We start from the raw sequence: 19,151 nt of genomic DNA on the forward strand, positions 1-19,151 counted from the left end.
TTTTCTATTTGCGTTTTCGTGTCGAACGACGTTCTGTCAAACCGTGAGGCAGGAGAACTTCACGTTCTTCCAACTCTTCTTTATGCATAATCTTGGTCAACATACGCATACTGATAGCACCAAGGTCGTATAGAGGTTGAGCAATTGTCGTTAAGTTTGGACGAGTGAATCGTGCAATTTGAGAATCATCTGTCGTAATGATTTCAAACTCTTCCGGTACAGAAATACCGTGATCTGCCAAGCCATTTAACACACCCGCAGCCAATTCATCACCTGTCACAACTGCAGCTGTAGCCTGTGAAGAAACCAAGCGCTCTGCCAAGGCATAGCCATCATTATAGCTGTATTTAGACTCAAATACCAAGCCCTCGCTATAAGGGATTCCTGCCTTTTTCAAAGCTTCCTTGTAACCAATCAATCGAATTTTGCCGTTGATATCATCAACAAGTGGTCCACTGATAAAGGCAATCTTTTCATTTTCCTGAAGCAAATGAGTTACTGCATCAATCGTTGCTTGTTTGTAGTCAATATTAACACTTGGCAACTGGTGTTCGATATCCACCGTTCCTGCAAGGACAACTGGTGTCCGAGAACGAGAAAATTCTGAACGAATCTTTTCAGTCAAGTGATAGCCCATAAAGATAATACCATCAACTTGTTTTGAAAAGAGAGTATTAACTACTGAAACTTCTTTTTCATCGTCTTCATCACTGTTGGCTAGGACGATATTGTACTTATACATCTCTGCAATATCATCAATCCCCTTGGCTAGGGTTGAAAAATAGCCATTGGTGATATTTGGAATCACAACACCAACTGTCGTGGTTTTCTTGCTGGCCAAGCCACGCGCTACCGCATTTGGACGGTAGTCAAGACGATCGATCACCTCTAGAACTTTTTTACGAGTATTCTCTTTGACGTTCTTATTGCCATTCACTACACGGCTAACAGTTGCCATTGAAACCCCAGCTTCACGGGCAACATCATAAATCGTTACTGTATCATCTGTGTTCATTCTATTTCCTTTCTATATTGAAAATTTCGCTTTCATACATCTGCTTACTCCATTTTATCACTTATTGTAAACACTTTCAAGTATTTTTTAGAGAAACTTTGAAAAAATTTCACAACCTATTCCCATTTTGAAAAAGTGAGTACGATTTCTTGATTTTTGGGATGTTTTGCTGTATGATAAGGAAAAATAAAAGGAGGGAGGGAAAGTTTATGGCTTTTACAAATACTCAGAGACGTTCGGCCAGTTTTGGCGTTGTGACCAGCTTGCCTGACGATGTTATCGACTCTTTATGGTTTATTATCGATCATTTTTTGAAAAACGTCTTTGAATTAGAAGAGGAACTCGAATTTCAACTACTAAACAACGAGGGGACCATTACCTTCCATTTCTCTAGTCAGCACCTGCCGACTAGTATCGACTTTGATTTTAATCATCCCTTCGACCCTCTTTACCCTCCTCGGGTTCTTGTTTTAGACATGGACGGGAAAGAAACCATCCTCCTTCCTGAAGAAAATGACCTATTTTAAAAACTCTAGCTTCTCGGCGCAAACTGCTGAGGAACTAGAGTTTTTTCTATTTGTTCAATTCTTGATACAAGTAGCGTATCGGCTGTTTGAGTACTGGATGAATAAAATGGGGAGCTATTTCCTGTAAGGGCTCAAGAACAAAGAGGCGTTCTGCTATGTAAGGATGAGGCAAGATCAGCTCGTCTGTATAGATGACCTGATTTTCTACAAAGAGCAGGTCCAAATCGATCAAACGAGGTCCCCAATGCACCTCTCGAACCCGTCCCATTTCTGACTCAATGGCTAACAAAGTTTCTAACAAGACTGGTGCTGGAAGCCATGTTTCTACTTCAATCACCTGATTAGCAAAACTAGCTTGTTCTACACCGCCCCAAGGCTCCGTCGTCAAGACACTGGACTCTTTTAAAATATGGATACCACGAGCTCGCAGTTTGTCAATAGCTTGTTCCAAGTTTGCTTGCTTATCCCCCATATTGCTTCCTAGGGCGATAAAAGCCCGTTGCTTACGACGGTGAATGGTCACTGAGCAGGTATCCAGTGGTAAATGCACTGGAGCCCAAGGTTTTTTGAGTTCCAACTCAATTTCTTGGACAAGAGGATAGGTCTCAAAGGTACGTTCAACTAGTTTGTAGGCTACTGTTTCAATCAAGTCCTCTGTGGTTTCCTGAAACCAAGCTGTCCACTGCTGACAAAGTTCGCCGTAATGGATAGAAGCCGCCAAATCCAAGTCTGTCGCCGCCTTGGTCATATCATAGGATAGGGTCGCCGAAATGACAAACTTTTGCCCTAGCTCTTTTTCACTAGGAAAAAGCCCGTGATAGGCAAAAATTTCCAAATCTTTAATCTTTAGCTGATCCATAACTAGTCCTTTCTAGAAAAATCCGCTTATAGCGGATTCTTTTATAGTCCCATTAGACGATAAGCCTGATCTCGGAGATCCTTATCCGTCTCAAATACGCCACGGGCTACAGTGGTCAAAGTCGCAGTGCCTGGCTTTCTGACACCACGCATGCTCATACACATATGCTCTGCTTCAATAACAACAAAGGCTCCCTTAGCCCCTAGATAGTCCATCAAGGCATCAGCCACTTCAATATTCAAACGTTCTTGAATCTGTGGTTTTTTAGAGTAGACTTCAACCGTACGGGCTAACTTGGACAAGCCTGCCACACGACCATCTGGAATATAGGCAATGTGCGCTCTACCATAAAAGGGCAAGAAGTGGTGTTCACACATAGTGTGGAAAAAGATATCCTTTTCTACCACCATGTTATCATCAATAATCTCAAAGGATTTTGACAGGTGTTCCTCCGCTGTTTCACCAAGACCTGAAAAAATCTCTTGATACATACGGGCTACACGAGCAGGTGTTTCCTGCAAGCCCTCGCGGTTAGCATCCTCACCGACGGCCTCAATAATCATTTTTACAGCCGTTTCGATCTTTTGTATATCCATTCTCGTTCTTCCTCTCCATCAGGTAGGCTCTCACTTGGCTCAAGAAATACAAGGAACCTGTGACAATCCTAACTGTTTGTTTCTCTTCTTTTTTATCTGTCAATTTCTGCTCTAGAAAATCCTGCCAACTTTGATAGTTGAGATTTCTAGACTCAGCTGCCTCTTTCAATACTCTTTCATCCGTCGCCCGACTATCGTCAAAACAGGTTAAAGTCAGTTGACTATCTGGCACCGTTTCTAGCAAATCCAGCATATCCTCCAAAGCCTTGGTTTTGATGCAGGTAAAGAGGATTTCCTTATGATAATCCGCAAAGCGTTCTCGCAAGGTTACCAACAAGGCCTTGATAGAATGGGGATTATGGGCCCCATCCAAAAGCAACAAGGGGTTACTAGATACGACCTCCAAACGCCCTGGCCATCTGGTTTCTTTCAAAGCTTGAGCAACCAAGGCATTACTTGCTAATTCTCGCCCAGTCTCCTGGCAATAAGTGTCTAGGAGGGCAAGTGCCATCCCCGCATTTTCTATCTGATGTAAACCAAGCAGACCTGTTTGAAAACGACCTTGTCTGACAGAACTGGTATAATCAAAGATTTCGCCTGTCACCACACTCTTTTGGTGACTGACCTGATAATCTTTCCCATATCGTATTCTCGGTACATCTTTCCCTTCCGCAATGCGGTCGATAACAGCCAAGGCTTCTGGAGCAATGCGACCTGTTACCAAAGGAATGCCTTGCTTGATAATACCAGCTTTCTGCTCTGCTATAGCTTCCAAGGTATCACCTAGTAGAGCTACATGGTCTAAGCCAATGGTCGTAATTCCTGTCAGAATTGGCTGACAGACATTGGTGCTATCCAGAAGTCCACCCATGCCCACTTCCATGATGGCCACATCTACTTTCTCTGAGGCAAAGTAATCATAAGCTATGGCTGTGATAATCTCAAACTCAGTCGTTCCTTGTAATGCAACGCTCCTCTCCCCCTCAAGCAAAGAGCGATAAACTGCCATGAGGGCTTCTAGCCTCGCTTCTGGGATGGATTCCCCATTGATGCTAATCTGATCTGTATAATGAATGAGATAGGGCGAGCTGAAAACACCAACTCTCAGCCCTAATTTTTCCAGCATCTTTTTCAAAAAAGCAATGGTCGAACCCTTGCCATTGGTCCCTCCGATATGGATGACCTTAAGTTTGAGATGGGGATTGCCTCGCAGAGCTAGGAGTTCCACCATTCGTTCCAAACCAAAATGTGGTTGGTCCGTCCGGTAGTGGGCAATCCACTGATTGTTTTCAATTTCGTTCATCTTACTTATATTGTTTCAAATCTAGATTTTCCGCATCATCTGCCAAACGAATGGCTGACGCAATTTCAACTGCCATCTTATGACTGGCTACATCGTGCACGCGCACTACTTCGACACCCTGTCTTGCAGCGATACTGGTTACATGAGCCGAAGCTGTGTCCCGATTGCGGAAACCAAGTTCGGTCTCAGGATTGACTTCAAAACCATTTTCTTCTAGGATATTGATGACAAATCGCTTACGCGAAACTCCAAGAAAAATTGGATAGCCTTTCTGATGCAGTTTATCCAGATCACGTAGAAGGAGCAGATTTTCCTTCTTAGTCATACCAAAGCCAATTCCTGGATCCAGCATGATCTTGCCTTTCGAAATCCCCGCTTTCTCCGCTCTCGCTAGAGCGCGGTCAAAGAACGCGGTCATCAAATCTTCTACTGGTAGTTGTTCAAAGTACGCCAAGTCTTCATTTGTAAAAGGATCCCCAAATCCAAAATGCGGGAATATGAGCGAGCTAGGGTGCTGAGGTCTAGCCATGACTGGATTAAACATGATAATCACTTTCGCTCCAGCTTTAGCAACCACATCCGCCATTCTCTCATCTCCCATGAGACCAGTGATATCATTGACCAGATTGGCACCAGCTTCCAAAGCTGCCTCTGCCACCTGACTCTTCCAAGTATCGATGGAGATGAGGACATCACTTTCCTTACGGATAGCTTCGATGACTGGAACAACACGCTGGATTTCCTCTTCTATCTCGACATAGCTACTGCCAGGACGAGTCGATTCTCCACCAATATCTAGCATACTCGCTCCTTCAGCTATCAATTTACGAGCTTGCTGGAGAGCCTGGTCAACAGCAAAAAACTGACCACCATCCGAAAAGGAATCTGGGGTTACATTGATAATTCCGCAAATGGCTGTTTTTGCCTGACTAGCTTTATTGGACATAAGGTCACTCCTCAAGGTTTTTCACCACATTATTTCTCTATTTTACCATAAAAAGAAAAAGATGGATACGCTAGCATTTATCTTTTCCAAGTAAGGAAATGGTTTAGAAAGGCAAGCCTACATTTCGACTAATCAAAACCAGTAAAGCCAGCAAACAAAAGGCAATACCATTGACAATCATATGAAGCAAGATCGACATCTCTAAGCGTTCTGTTCTGTAAGCTGTCCAAGTTAAAACTGTAGACATTCCTCCATAGATAAGGAGAGAAGGCAGATTGGTCGGTGTGTGGAGCAAGGCAAAGACGACTGCACCTACAAGATAACCCAACTTCTCCTTCCCACGGAAGATCTTTTTAGGGATAATTCCACGACACAATATTTCCTCACAAATGGGAGCAATCAGAACCAGTAAGAAAAAACTGGAAATCAGCGAGCTATTCTGAACCAGATTATTAATAGTTGATTGGTTGCTGGTCGTAGATTCATTCATCAGACGAAGCAAGGCAGAGCCGAATAAGTTACTTGTGAAAATAACCAAATAACTCAAAACCAAGCGGGCTAGATCTTTTGCCTTGAAAAAAGAAAGATTGAAGGTCGCAATCTCTGTTTTTCGCGCACTAAAGATAAAAACAGTTAGAATAGCAACCGACAGCAAAGCCACTAAGAGTCCTGACTGGAGGAGTGGGAATTGTCTAGCGGATAAAAGGGCAGATAAAATTAAAGGAAGTTGAGATAGCACTAGTGCTACTAAAAAAATTAACACCCATATTCCTCTATCCAGAATTTCTTGCCAGATACCTTTTTTCTTCATGATGTACCTCCTTATAATAAAAAGGGGAGACTCCCCTTTTTCTATTATACCATTTATAGCTTATAGCGCCATGCTAATATAGTTCAGGATGAACAAGGCATCCAAAATCCAAATCATCACGTGCACATCCTTGGCTTGACCTTTGACAACTTTTGTCAAGGTATAAGTCAAGAAACCAACAGCAATACCTTGTGTGATAGAGTAGCTGAATCCCATAAAGATAGATGTGAAGAAGGCAGGAACCGCTTCAGCCATATCATCCCAAGGAATGTTTTTCAAGTTAGAAAGCATCATGATTCCGACGATGATCAAAATTGGCGCTGTTGCAGCTGTCGGAACAATCGCTAGAAGTGGGCTAAAGAAGCTAGAGAGAGCAAAACAGATCGCAACTACTAGGGCTGTCAAACCAGTACGTCCACCAGCGCCGATACCCGCCGCAGACTCAACATAAGTCGTAACGTTTGAAGTACCTGCAATGGCACCTACTGAAGTCGCCACCAAGTCAGAGTAAAGAGCCTTGTCCAATTTAACTGACTCATGGTTTTCACCACTTGTCGCAACGATACCAACTTTTTCACCAGTACCGATAAGAGTACCAATTGTATCAAAAATATCCGTTAGTGAGAAAGCAAGAATGGCCATCAAAGTTTCTGGCAAACGTGAAGTGTTTGAAATCAAAGATCCTAAACCTTCTGAGCCCAGAGCGGCACCAAACAAAGTCCCAAGATCATTAACTGCTGATGAAAGATTGTTGCTAGCGAAGTCAATCCCTGATAATTTCACAACACCAACAGCAATGGCAAGCACAGTCGTTGTTAAAATAGAAAGAATGATTCCACCTTTGATGCCTTTAACAACAAAGAAGATGGTAATAGCCAGACCAGCAAGAGCCACCAATACTGCTGGAGTATTGAAATCTACCAAGCCTGGAACAGCTGCTGAGTTTGCAGTAAGTGCAGCTTGAGCCTTGTCTGCTCCCTCACCTGCTACAGTATAAGTACCTGGATCGATTGAGAATTTCAAGAGACCAGCATTCTTAATCCCAACATAGGCAAGGAAAACACCAATACCAGCTGAAATTGCTGAACGGAGCGTTGTAGGAATGGATTCGATGATCATTTTACGAACATTTGTCAAGGTAATAATCAGTGAAATAATTCCACAAATGAAGACCATACCAAGAGCTTCTTTCCAAGTATAGCCCATCCCAAACACAACTGTAAATGTGAAGAAGGCATTCAATCCCATACCTGGTGCTTGTGCGTATGGCAAATTAGCATAGAAAGCCATCATCAAAGTACCAACTACAGAACCGATAATCGTTGCCAAGAACACACCTTGAACAGGCATCCCTGTTTGTGAAAGCATTTGAGGGTTTACAAAGAGAATATAACTCATTGCAAAGAATGTTGTTAAACCAGCAAGCACCTCTGTACGGACATCTGTCCCGTGCTCTTTTAGTTTAAATAGTTTGTCCATGTTTAATCTCCTTTTGTTTTTTACGAACAATGAGAGTATTATATCATTTATCATTCACCTTTTCAATATGTTTGTTTGATTTATTTAACAAAATGAAATTTCTATTTTTGTTTTGAGTCTGTTTTTCTGCTTTCTTTTTGATATAATAGTAGACATCTTATCTGGAATGTACTAGGAAGGTTTATATGACTAAAAAAATTATCGCCGTTGATTTGGACGGAACCCTGCTCAACTCAGAGAGTAAGATTTCAGATTTTACTCGAAACACAATTAAACGAATTGCTGAAAAAGGCCACCATGTCATCATCACTACTGGGCGCCCTTACCGTATGGCAAAAGAATTTTATCAGGAACTAGAGTTGCACACACCTATGATCAACTTCAATGGTTCCCTTACCCATCTGCCAGGTCGTGCTTGGACGCATGAAAAGTGCTTGACCTTGGACAAAAAATATCTCCTAGACATGGTCCAGCGCACGGAGGACATCCAGGCTGATTTTATTGCAGGAGAATATCGAAAAAAATTCTATATCACGACTCCGAATGAGGAAATTGCAGACCCTAAACTATTTGGCGTAGAGAACTTCCGGCCGGAAAATCAATTCAAGCCCGAACGAGTAACCAAAGATCCCAACTGCATCCTCTTGCAAACAAGGGCTGAAGACAAATACGCTTTAGCGGACGAGATGAATCGTTTTTATCAACACCAACTATCCATCAATACCTGGGGCGGGCCCCTCAACATCCTCGAATGTACACCAAAAGGAGTCAACAAAGCATTTGCTTTAGAGTATTTGCTCAATGTGATGAATCGTGATAAAAAAGACTTAATTGCCTTCGGCGATGAGCAAAATGATAGAGAAATGCTGGCTTTCGCAGGCAAGGGATATGCTATGAAAAACGCCAACCCTGCTCTTCTTCCATATGCAGATGAACAAATTTCATTGACAAATGACCAAGATGGAGTTGCAAAAACTCTCCGAGCTTTATTTTTGTAATACATGCTGGGAGTTGAGGAAGATTCAATTTGAAAAGACAATCCAGTAAATTTTTTTAAGACAAAACGCTTAATATCTAGCTCTTTAAATGCTTAACATTAGGCGCTTTTATAATTATGAAGATTTTCTACCAATAGTATTTGTGTTTTTTTCACAGTCTAGTCAACCAGTTAATCGATTGTTTGAGAATTCACATTCAAATCATTGGAAAAGGCTTTCATTTGTGATATAATACACATATAAAAAGAAGAGAGCTCAGCAATTTGACTCTATTTGACGCAAAAATCAATCCAGTCTAATTTATCTCTGTTCTCAGAAAATATCAAGGAGGATAGCTATGAAAGCTGTTGTTGTAAATCCAGAAAGCACTGGTGTTGTCATTGAGGAAAAAGTACTCCGCCCACTTAAAACTGGGGAAGCGCTTGTTGAAGTGGAATATTGTGGGGTTTGTCACACGGATCTTCACGTTGCTCATGGGGACTTCGGTCAAGTGCCTGGTCGTGTTCTAGGACATGAAGGTATCGGTATCGTCAAGGAAGTTGCTCCAGATGTCCAAAGCCTTAAAGTTGGTGACCGTGTCAGCATTGCTTGGTTCTTTGAAGGCTGTGGCACTTGCGAATACTGTACAACTGGTCGCGAAACTCTCTGCCGTACAGTAAAAAATGCTGGATATTCAGTAGACGGTGGTATGGCAGAACAATGTATCGTAACAGCGGATTATGCTGTTAAAGTTCCGGATGGACTTGATCCAGCCCAAGCTTCTTCAATCACATGTGCTGGTGTAACAACCTATAAAGCTATTAAAGAAGCAAAGGTTGAGCCAGGACAATGGGTAGTTCTCTATGGTGCTGGTGGTCTAGGTAACCTAGCCGTTCAATACGCCAAGAAAGTATTCAACGCTCATGTTATCGCAGTTGATATCAACAACGACAAACTGGCTCTTGCTAAAGAAGTTGGTGCCGACATCGTTATCAATGGACTGGAAGTTGAAGACGTTCCAGGACACAAATGGGGGAGCTCACTCAGCTGTCGTAACTGCTGTGTCTAAAGTTGCCTTTAACCAAGCCGTTGATTCCGTTCGTGCTGGTGGTCGCGTAGTAGCTGTTGGTCTTCCTTCTGAAATGATGGAACTCAGCATCGTAAAAACAGTTCTAGATGGAATTCAAGTGATTGGTTCTCTTGTTGGAACTCGTAAGGACTTGGAAGAAGCCTTCCAATTTGGAGCAGAAGGTCTGGTAGTGCCTGTAGTTCAAAAACGTCCAGTAGAAGATGCTGTAGCTATTTTCGATGAAATGGAAAAAGGTCAAATCCAAGGACGTATGGTACTGGATTTCACACACTAAGTTTATGATAGAATTGGGAAACAAAAGATTGCTCACTTGCAGTCTTTTGTTTTGTTTTCAATTTATTTTCAAAAAATAGCTCGTTTTCATTATTTTTATATTAAATTTTAGTTCTTTTTATGAATACAGACTCAAAAAAACTTTGTATATTAACATTTTGTAAACGAGTTTTCATTAAGAATAGTCACATATTTATAAGAAATGGTTGATTTTTATATGAAAACGGTTTATACTTAAAGTTAGGCTTAAAGTTTTCTTAAACATATAGTCAAACATTTTATAAGGAGGAATGACAATAATGAGTATCGGAATCATTATTGCGAGCCACGGCGAATTTGCTGCGGGTATTCATCAGTCAGGATCTATGATCTTTGGTGAACAAGAAAAGGTTCAAGTTGTGACCTTTATGCCAAATGAAGGTCCAGATGATCTTTACGCTAAATTCAACAACGCTGTGGCTGCATTTGACGCAGAAGATGAGATTCTAGTATTGGCTGACCTTTGGAGTGGATCTCCATTCAACCAAGCTAGCCGCGTGATGGGAGAAAATCCAGAACGTAAATTTGCCATCATCACAGGACTGAACTTGCCGATGTTGATCCAAGCCTACACAGAGCGCCTTATGGACGCGAATGCAGGTGTGGATAAAGTCGCTGCGAATATCATTAAAGAAGCCAAAGATGGCATCAAAGCTCTTCCAGAAGAGCTTAACCCAGTTGAGGAAGTTGCAAGTGCTGCAGCTGCTCCAGTTGCCCAAGCTGCTATTCCAGAAGGAACTGTTATCGGTGACGGTAAACTGAAGATCAACCTTGCTCGTCTAGACACTCGTCTCCTTCACGGTCAGGTTGCAACTGCTTGGACTCCAGATTCAAAAGCGGATCGTATTATTGTTGCTTCAGACAATGTTGCAAACGACGAACTTCGTAAAGAATTGATCAAACAAGCAGCTCCTAACGGAGTAAAAGCCAACGTTGTACCAATCAAAAAATTGATTGAGGTTGCAAAAGATCCTCGTTTTGGTAACACACATGCTCTTATCTTGTTTGAAACACCTCAAGATGCCCTTCGTGCCATTGAAGGTGGCGTGCCAATCAAGACCCTTAACGTTGGTTCTATGGCCCACTCAACAGGTAAAACAATGATTAACAACGTTTTGTCTATGGATAAAGAAGACGTTGCAACCTTTGAAAAAATGCGTGACCTCGGTGTTGAATTTGATGTACGTAAAGTACCAAACGACACGAAAAAAGACTTGTTTGACTTGATTAACAAAGCAAACGTTCAATAATTAGAATCTTCTTCTCTCGAACTCTTGGAAGAAAGATTTTAAACTTTATTATAATTAAATAGAAAAGGAATAAAACCATGTCAGATATTTCAATCATTTCTGCTATCTTGGTTGTAGTTGTTGCCTTCCTTGCAGGTCTTGAAGGTATCCTCGACCAATTCCAATTCCATCAACCAATCGTCGCATGTACCCTTATCGGACTTGCAACTGGTAACCTCGAAGCAGGTGTTATGCTTGGTGGATCTCTTCAAATGATCGCCCTTGGTTGGGCAAACATCGGAGCTGCCGTAGCTCCTGACGCTGCTCTTGCATCTGTTGCCGCAGCAATCATCTTGATCAAAGGTGGTAACTTTACTACTGAAGGTATCGCCGTTGCAACAGCAACAGCTATCCCTCTTGCCGTAGCTGGACTTTTCTTGACTATGATTGTTCGTACAATCTCAGTTGGTTTGGTTCACACTGCAGATGCTGCCGCTAAAGAAGGAAATATTGCAGCTGTTGAACGTGCTCACTTTATCGCACTTCTTCTTCAAGGTCTTCGTATTGCAATCCCTGCAGCCTTCCTTATCGCTATCCCAGCTTCTGCCGTTCAAGATGCTCTTAAATTGATGCCAGAATGGTTGAATGGTGGTATGGCTGTTGGTGGTGCTATGGTCGTTGCCGTTGGTTACGCTATGGTTATCAACATGATGGCAACTCGTGAAGTATGGCCATTTTTCGCTATCGGTTTCGCTCTTGCAGCAATTTCTCAATTGACTTTGATTGCCCTTGGTGTCATCGGTGTTGCCCTTGCCTTCATCTACCTCAACCTTTCAAAACAAGGTGGAAACGGTGGCGGCGGAGCTGCAACTTCTAACGACCCAATCGGTGATATCCTAGAAGACTACTAGAAAGGGGAACAATCATGGCTGAAAAAATTCAATTATCAAAATCAGATCGTCAAAAAGTTTGGTGGCGTTCACAATTTCTTCAAGGTTCTTGGAACTACGAACGTATGCAAAACTTGGGTTGGGCTTACTCTTTGATCCCAGCTATCAAAAAATTGTACACTAAAAAAGAAGACCAAGCGGCTGCTCTTGAGCGTCACCTTGAGTTCTTCAACACTCACCCATACGTCGCTGCTCCAATCATGGGGGTTACTCTTGCACTTGAAGAAGAACGCGCTAACGGTGTTGAAATCGACGACGCGGCTATCCAAGGGGTTAAGATCGGTATGATGGGACCTCTTGCTGGTATCGGTGACCCAGTATTCTGGTTTACAGTTCGTCCTATTCTTGGAGCCCTTGGTGCATCACTTGCTGCATCTGGTAACCTTGTTGGTCCCCTTCTCTTCTTCTTTGGATGGAATGCCATCCGTATGGCCTTCCTATGGTATACACAAGAGTTCGGTTACAAAGCTGGATCTGAAATCACTAAAGACATGTCTGGTGGTATCTTGAAAGACATCACTAAAGGAGCGTCTATCCTTGGTATGTTCATCCTTGCCGTTCTTGTACAACGTTGGGTGTCTATCAACTTTACTGTTAACCTTCCAGGTAAACAATTGGCTGAAGGTGCTTACATCAACTTCCCAGAAGGTGCAGTAACAGGTTCTGAATTGAAAGGAATCCTTGGTCAAGCACTTGGTGGCTTGAGTTTGGATAGCGTTCAACCTCAAACTCTTCAAGGTCAGTTAAACTCATTGATTCCAGGATTGATGGGACTTCTCCTTACTTTCCTCTGCATGTGGTTGCTTAAGAAAAAAGTATCACCAATCACAATCATCCTTGCCCTTTTTGCAGTAGGTATCGCAGCTCGTTACTTCGGTATCATGTAAACCATCGAGAATATAAATAAAAAAGAATCAGGTAATAAACCTGATTCTTTTTGTGTATCAACTTTTTCTCCTAGTAAGATAATGCAAGCCTCCAATCGCCACTGCTAGGCTGGCTACATAGACGACTTGGCTGGTTTCTAAAGGCACAAAAGTTCCTTGCAGGATAAAGGTATTGGCAAGTACGCCAACAAGGGCTGCAAGGCTCAAAAGTGTGAGCAAGGCTAGTTTGTATCGATTAAAGGGAATGCTGATCTTGGCAACTAGACACAGACCATTGACCAAAGCAAGGAGGAAGCAAATAAATTTAACCTGACCTGGGACAGTGATAAAGAAGTTAGTCAGGAGTACACTAGCAACCAGAATGCCACCGCCAATCGCAGCATTGGTCAAAATATCTCGCATAAAATGTGTGCTGACCTTTTCTTTATTGGACTCAAAAGTTAGGAAGAAAGATGGAATCCCAATCGTAATGGCTGAAATGATTGTAAACTGAATGGGGATAAAGGCAAATTCCAAACCAAATACCACACTCAAAATGGCAAAAACGATGGAGAAGAAGGTCTTTGTTAGAAAAAGAGAGGCTACCTTTTGGATGTTATTGATGACACGGCGTCCTTCCATCAAGATATCATAAAATACTGCAAAGTCATCTGTCAGGAAAACAATATTGGATACACTTTTGGCTGCACTGGTGGCGCCATTCATAGCAAAACTAATATCTGCTTTCTTGAGAGCCAAAACATCATTGACCCCATCACCACTCATGGCAACTGTCTTACCAGCCTTTTGCAAAACGGTCACCATCTTTTGCTTCTGTTCAGGTGTCACACGTCCAAATATATCGTGTTCCAAGACCACTCTTTCAAAGTCATCATCGCTCACCTTGGTCATATCAATCGCACGGGCTTCTTCCTTAAAACCTGCTTTACGAGCCACCCCATATACAGCTACATGATTATCACCACTGATAATCTTCACTTCAACACCTTGAGATTCGAAATAGTCGAAGGTTTCCTTGGTATTGTCCTTAATCTCATCCGACAAAACGACGTGCCCTAGTAGTTCCATATTGGCTGGACTCGTGATGTGGTCCTTGCTATGAGCAAGTGTCAAGATTCGAAAACCTTGCTGCTTCAGATGTTCATAGTAGGTACCCATTGGCTGGGTAAAGCCTAAAAACTCATAGGCTCCGAAGAAATAGGTCCCACCCTCTTTTACTTGGACAAAGGAATACTTGTTTTTGCTTGAAAAGGCACCGACTTCTTGAACTTCCCACTTTTTCTCACACGTTAAGTAAGTCTTCAGAGCGCGCGAAGTTGCATTTTCATCCTCAAAATAAGCCAGATAAGAAGACAGTTTCTCTGCCAGTTTCGCATCCATTTCTTGGACCTTCATATTCCCCGTCGTGATAGTTCCTGTCTTATCAAAACAAAGAACATCTACTCGCGCCAAGGTCTCCACACAGTATAGCTCCTGCACTAGAACCTTCTTTTTAGCCAGCTTCATGGCCGCTACCGCAAGGGATACACTGACCAGGAGAATCAACCCCTCCGGAATCATGCCGACCAAGGCACCAGAACTTCCCAAGACAATCTCAACATAAGTTCGCCCTAGACTGAAACCTCTGACATAGAGCAGAATCGCAACTGGCACCAGCAAAATAGAGACGATTTTTAAAATCTTATCCATGTAATCGCGTAGCTGAGAAGGGTATTTTTTGAATTCCTTGCTGGATTTTGCGAGTTTGTTGATGTAGCTATCCTGTCCCACAGCCGTCGCCGTGACCAGACAAGTACCGCTGACGACATTGCTTCCGCTCATCAGCTTGTCACCCGCTGTTTTAAAGACCGAATCACTCTCACCAGTCAGCAAGGACTCATCCACTTCAATATTTCCTTCAAGTACTTCTGCATCGACAGGCACCTGGTCACCCAGATTAAGATGCAGATACTCACCCAGAACGATGTCCTCTGGATCAATCTCAATCGTTTGACCATCTCGATTGACTCTGTACTTACTTTTACCAAGCAAACTTAGCTTTTCTAAGGCATTTTTTGAACGCACTTCTTGAAAAATCCCAATGGCTGTATTGATAGCAATCACACCTAAAAAGAGCATATTTTCAAATCGCAAGGTTGTAGCTACCAGAACTGCCAGAGCCAAGTTCATGGCATTAAAGAAGGTAAAGATATTTGAAACGACAATTTCCTTGGTTGTTTTATAAGGTTTAATATCGCTGATGTTTCGTTGACGATTCTTGATGTCTTGGCTACTTAAATACTTCATTTATACTCCAATATCCTTTTGTACTACTATAGTAACACATATCTTTTTCTCTGTCACTTAAAGACTCAAAATAAGAAGAACTCCCTTGGCAAGCATCATCTATCGCCACTTCAAGAAGAACTTAAAAAGAAGCTAGGATTCCCCTAACCTCTTTTCTATAGCTTTATTCTGCCAAGGCTCCCATTGGGTCCCATGGTGCAAGTACGATTGGTTCTGCTTCATAGGCAGCTTTTTCTTCTGCTGTCAGCAATTCCTTACGGACAACAATTTGGTAAGTGTATTCATCCATCCAAGAGTCTGAGGCAACAAAGTAACCATCTGTACCGACCTTGTCTCCCCATGAGTTTTCAACCTTCCACTTGATTGATTTGCCATTTTCGTCCAAGTCCACACCTGTCAAGACCATGGCGTGAGTCATCAAGCTTTCGCTGTAGTCCAAACGTCCAGCCTTGTCTTGAGTGAGTTGAATATCCATACTTGATTCAAAGTCATAAACATCTGTCGCAAGGATTCCAGCTTTGCGGTTGCTAAGCTGGCCGACATCTGAACCAAACCAAACAGTCTCACCTGTTTGCATTTGGGCAATCGCCAATTCTTTCAAGCGTTCCATTGGAACGTTGATGTAGCGAACTGCACGGCTACCAACCACATTTCCCAACATCTCAACTGTGTAAGATTTGCCGTATGGTTTGTCAGCAGTCGGAGCATTGATAACAGAAACATAATCTTCTAGAGGAAGGTCAACATATTTCTTGTAAAACTCTTGTGGCGTGGTACCCTTTTCGCTTTGATAGTTATCATCCTTATCGCGATAAGCAAAGTCAAATTTACGCGGTGGAAGACCTAGTGACATAGCAAGGAAGTTAAAGATTTCCTGCAAGAGGTCTTCTTTCTTAGCTTGAACAGTCGCTTGGTCTGCACCAGAAGCGAGCAAGTCACGCAAGATTTGAGCATCTTGGCGAAGCAATTTGTTAAGGATGGCATTGAGCTCACGGCTGCTGCTAGATGAAACAGACTCAGGGTAAACTGACTTAGGAACGACACCGTATTTCTCAAAGAGGGCCACGACCATATCCCACTGTCCACCGTCTTGTTGTGGAGTTTGGAGTAGGAAGCTAACCTTGCGGCTCGTCAAGTCTTGGTCTGCAGTCGCAATGACTTGCTCCAAGAACCAGTTAGATTTTTCATACTTGTCCCAGAAGAAAGTGTGGGCTTGTGACAATTCAAAATTTTCCAATTTATATTGAGAGATGAGTTTGTGACGGAAGGTGTTAAGAGCTGCAAACATCCAGCAACGACCAGACGCTTTCTGGTTAGTAACCTTGTCCTTGGTCAAATCCAATGAGAAAACAGGTGTATTGTCTACATGGCTTTGGCGACGTTCTAGGGCTGCAAAAATTCCGTTATGGCTGGCAGCATTTTCGATCGCTTGGTATTTGACATTTGCTTCATAGTTGGCAAATAGTTTATCTGTAAATGATTCTTGAATCGCGTTCATAGATTCCTCCTTTTATTCTACTGTCTATTATAACTCTTTTCACAAAGGAAGCAACTGAAAAACGAAAAAGGCAAGGACATTCTCCTCACCTTTTCTAACATAATCCAAACTAAGTAATACTAGCAAGGAGAGTCTCTAACTCCTCCTTGGTCAAGCGACGCCATTCTCCTCGTTTCAGCTTCTCGTCTAAAATCAATGTTCCCATCGTCAAACGTTGTAGGTCCACCACTTCCTTACCACAGTAGGCTACCATACGTTTGACTTGATGAAACTTCCCTTCGGCAATGGTCACGCGAACCAGACTTTGATTCTTTTCTGGATCTACCGACATAATCTCCAGCTTAGCGGGCTGGCAGATAAAGTCCTTGAGCGGAATGCCCTTGACAAATGCCTCCACATCTTCTTGGGTCATAATTCCCTCGACTTGTGCCAGATAGGTTTTTTCCACATGACGTTTAGGTGAAAGCAAAGCATGGGCCAGCTGACCATCATTGGTCAGAAGCAGGAGTCCATGCGTATCGATATCCAAGCGTCCTACTGGGAAAACTTCCTTGCTCCGAGCAATATCATCCAGCAAGTCCAGAACGGTTCTGTGCTTGGAATCCTCAGTCGCTGAAATAACCCCTTGGGGCTTGTTCATCATGTAGTAGACAAACTCTTCATACTCTAGCACTTGGCCATCAAAGCGAATCTCATCTCTTTCTTCATTAATCTGCAATTTAGCTGACTTTTCTTTTTTACCATTTACCGTCACGCGCCCAGCCTTCAAAAAGTTTTTGACCTCCGTCCGACTTCCTACTGCGCAGGCAACTAAAAATTTATCTAATCTCATAGAACTATTATATCATACTCAAAAGGAGGCTGGTACAATGACCAACCTCCTTTTCATTTCAGATTTAAGAAATTAACTTCCTCGTCTCCAGAAAATAGCTAAGACAACCATAGCACCTAAAACAGCTGGAACAATAGCTATCCCCGCTAGGTTTGGCCCCCAAGTTCCAAAAAGTAGGTGACCCAAAGAAGCACCAATCCAGCCGAGAAACATTTTTCCAAAGCATCCCATGCTCTCTCCACGATTGGTTAAAGCACCTGCCAAGAGTCCCACTAGGAGACCAACAAACATACTTCCAAGCATAGCTTCTCCTTAAATTGCCCAGTCTCCATTGCGGAAGAGCGGTACGCGTGTTCCATCCTCACGGATACCATCGATATCCATTTGATTAGAGCCAATCATAAAGTCCACGTGAACATCTGAACGGTTCAGTCCTGCAGCTTCAAGCTCTTCTTCGCTCATCTCTGCCCCACCAACAACGCTGGTTGCATAGGCTGCACCGATAGCCAAGTGGTTTGAAGCATTCTCATCAAAAAGGGTGTTAAAGAAGGTAATGCCTGACTGAGAAATTGGGCTCGGATCTGGTACCAAGGCACATTCACCCAAGGCACGCGCACCCGCATTTTCAAAGACAAGGTCTTTCATGACCTGATCACCCTTTTCAGCAGTAATGTCTACGATTTGACCATCCTTGAAGGTTACTTTAATCCCTTCAATGATATTTCCATTATAGCTCAGTGGTTTTGTAGAAGTGACATAGCCATCTGCACGACGAAAGTCAGGAGCCGTAAAGACCTCTTCTGTTGGCATATTTGGCAAGAATCCTTCGCCCTGTGCATTGATAGCACCAGCTGATTCCCAGACGTGATTCTTAGGCAAGCCAAGTGTCAAATCTGTCCCTGGCGCTGTGTAGTGAAGGGCTGAAAATTGCTCTTTATTAAGCATTTCTGCCTTGCTCTTAAGGATTGCTGCATGTTCTTCCCAAGCCTTAACGGGATCTTCTTCATAGACACGGCAAGTTTTGAAGATTTGGTCCCAAAGGAGGTCCACTGCTTCTTCATCGCTCGCAGCATTTGGAAAGACTTTTTTAGCCCACTCAAGTCCTGCTGCAGCTGCGACAGTCCAGCTAACCTTGTTGGATTGCGTTGCAATACGCATTGGCTTCATCGCAAGTCCCATCGCTTTAGCAGAAGCTGAAAGCTTGTCAGCGTCCACTCCGTTCAATGCACCTGGGTCAGAAGAGCGGACACCGAGACGACTTGCTTTATTTTCAAGGAGATAGTTCATCTCAGCAATCTTGTATTCTGGCACATTGTCCAGACGCTCCATCGGTGAATGGAGGAATTTCTCACGGTTGATGACATCATCGGTCCACTGAACGATAACCTCATGCGCACCCAAGGCATAGGCTTCTTTCACGATCAAATGCGCCAACTCACGTTGCTCCACATCGATAGAGAGGGCCAAAGTGTGACCAGGTTGCACGTTAATTCCGTTCGCAACCAACAATTTTGCATATTTTTCTAGATTTTCTTTAAAATTTGGTAAAACCAT

The 19,151-nt window shown here is 42.8% G+C and carries 17 protein-coding genes and 1 pseudogene; 6 read left to right on the forward strand and 12 right to left on the reverse strand.

The genetic code is table 11. The features are described 5' to 3' along the window. Nucleotides 1–4: 4 nt before the first annotated feature. Nucleotides 5–1,015: a catabolite control protein A gene (gene ccpA, locus MK403_RS02965; RefSeq protein ID WP_001090631.1), complete on the reverse strand. Its 1,011-nt coding sequence runs from the start codon at nt 1,013–1,015 to the stop codon at nt 5–7. 209 nt (nt 1,016–1,224) lie between these two features. On the opposite strand from ccpA, the gene MK403_RS02970 reads away from it, so the two are divergent. Then, on the forward strand, nt 1,225–1,542 hold the full coding sequence (locus tag MK403_RS02970) for a DUF960 domain-containing protein (protein WP_000886039.1): 318 nt from the start codon (nt 1,225–1,227) through the stop codon (nt 1,540–1,542). 46 nt (nt 1,543–1,588) lie between these two features. Here MK403_RS02970 and folK read toward each other — a convergent pair whose 3' ends face one another. The 6 genes from folK to MK403_RS03000 all read right to left on the reverse strand — a co-directional run bounded on the left by folK (nt 1,589) and on the right by MK403_RS03000 (nt 7,536). Continuing rightward, on the reverse strand, nt 1,589–2,401 hold the full coding sequence (folK, locus tag MK403_RS02975) for a 2-amino-4-hydroxy-6-hydroxymethyldihydropteridine diphosphokinase (RefSeq protein WP_268708916.1): 813 nt from the start codon (nt 2,399–2,401) through the stop codon (nt 1,589–1,591). Nucleotides 2,402–2,442: 41 nt separating this feature from the next. After that, nucleotides 2,443–2,997, reverse strand: coding sequence for a GTP cyclohydrolase I FolE (gene folE / locus MK403_RS02980; protein ID WP_268708917.1), 555 nt, complete (start codon nt 2,995–2,997; stop codon nt 2,443–2,445). Beyond that, nucleotides 2,954–4,300: a bifunctional folylpolyglutamate synthase/dihydrofolate synthase gene (locus tag MK403_RS02985; protein ID WP_268708918.1), complete on the reverse strand. Its 1,347-nt coding sequence runs from the start codon at nt 4,298–4,300 to the stop codon at nt 2,954–2,956. The genes folE and MK403_RS02985 overlap by 44 nt, the downstream gene beginning before the upstream one ends. Before the next feature lies 1 nt (nt 4,301). Then, a complete protein-coding gene (gene folP / locus MK403_RS02990; RefSeq protein WP_268708919.1) occupies nt 4,302–5,246 on the reverse strand; it encodes a dihydropteroate synthase in 945 nt (314 codons plus the stop codon). Nucleotides 5,247–5,349: 103 nt separating this feature from the next. Next, nucleotides 5,350–6,057, reverse strand: coding sequence for a CPBP family intramembrane glutamic endopeptidase (locus MK403_RS02995; protein ID WP_132972699.1), 708 nt, complete (start codon nt 6,055–6,057; stop codon nt 5,350–5,352). A gap of 60 nt (nt 6,058–6,117) precedes the next feature. Continuing rightward, nucleotides 6,118–7,536, reverse strand: coding sequence for an NCS2 family permease (locus tag MK403_RS03000; RefSeq protein WP_000359243.1), 1,419 nt, complete (start codon nt 7,534–7,536; stop codon nt 6,118–6,120). Nucleotides 7,537–7,721: 185 nt separating this feature from the next. On the opposite strand from MK403_RS03000, the gene MK403_RS03005 reads away from it, so the two are divergent. The 5 genes and pseudogenes from MK403_RS03005 (at nt 7,722) to MK403_RS03025 (ending at nt 12,981) form a co-directional block, all read left to right on the forward strand. Beyond that, on the forward strand, nt 7,722–8,534 hold the full coding sequence (locus MK403_RS03005; protein WP_268708920.1) for a Cof-type HAD-IIB family hydrolase: 813 nt from the start codon (nt 7,722–7,724) through the stop codon (nt 8,532–8,534). Nucleotides 8,535–8,871: 337 nt separating this feature from the next. Further along, nucleotides 8,872–9,802: pseudogene (adhP, locus tag MK403_RS03010) on the forward strand (alcohol dehydrogenase AdhP); the annotation flags it as partial. Between the two features lie 373 nt (nt 9,803–10,175). Then, nucleotides 10,176–11,165 carry a PTS sugar transporter subunit IIB gene (locus MK403_RS03015; RefSeq protein WP_268708921.1) on the forward strand — a complete coding sequence of 330 codons (990 nt, stop codon included), beginning with the start codon at nt 10,176–10,178 and terminating at the stop codon, nt 11,163–11,165. A gap of 77 nt (nt 11,166–11,242) precedes the next feature. Continuing rightward, nucleotides 11,243–12,055, forward strand: coding sequence for a PTS mannose/fructose/sorbose transporter subunit IIC (locus MK403_RS03020; protein ID WP_129326369.1), 813 nt, complete (start codon nt 11,243–11,245; stop codon nt 12,053–12,055). Between the two features lie 14 nt (nt 12,056–12,069). Then, nucleotides 12,070–12,981 carry a PTS system mannose/fructose/sorbose family transporter subunit IID gene (locus MK403_RS03025; RefSeq protein ID WP_125827921.1) on the forward strand — a complete coding sequence of 304 codons (912 nt, stop codon included), beginning with the start codon at nt 12,070–12,072 and terminating at the stop codon, nt 12,979–12,981. A gap of 57 nt (nt 12,982–13,038) precedes the next feature. Here the strand turns inward: MK403_RS03025 and MK403_RS03030 are convergent, their stop codons facing one another. The 5 genes from MK403_RS03030 to MK403_RS03050 form a co-directional block, all read right to left on the reverse strand. Further along, nucleotides 13,039–15,267, reverse strand: coding sequence for an HAD-IC family P-type ATPase (locus MK403_RS03030; RefSeq protein ID WP_268708922.1), 2,229 nt, complete (start codon nt 15,265–15,267; stop codon nt 13,039–13,041). Between the two features lie 163 nt (nt 15,268–15,430). After that, nucleotides 15,431–16,765 (reverse strand): aminopeptidase C, encoded by a 1,335-nt coding sequence (pepC, locus tag MK403_RS03035; RefSeq protein WP_268708923.1) that lies wholly within the window; start codon nt 16,763–16,765, stop codon nt 15,431–15,433. A 109-nt stretch (nt 16,766–16,874) separates the two neighbouring features. Continuing rightward, complete coding sequence (locus MK403_RS03040) at nt 16,875–17,597, reverse strand: pseudouridine synthase (protein WP_268708924.1); 723 nt, start codon at nt 17,595–17,597, stop codon at nt 16,875–16,877. A gap of 72 nt (nt 17,598–17,669) precedes the next feature. Further along, nucleotides 17,670–17,900, reverse strand: coding sequence for a GlsB/YeaQ/YmgE family stress response membrane protein (locus tag MK403_RS03045; protein ID WP_000901578.1), 231 nt, complete (start codon nt 17,898–17,900; stop codon nt 17,670–17,672). Between the two features lie 9 nt (nt 17,901–17,909). Continuing rightward, nucleotides 17,910–19,151, reverse strand: a complete 1,242-nt coding sequence (locus MK403_RS03050) for an aminopeptidase (protein ID WP_268708925.1) — start codon at nt 19,149–19,151, stop codon at nt 17,910–17,912.

Source organism: Streptococcus oralis (assembly GCF_026782285.1).
In the GTDB taxonomy this organism is placed as follows: domain Bacteria; phylum Bacillota; class Bacilli; order Lactobacillales; family Streptococcaceae; genus Streptococcus; species Streptococcus oralis_CG.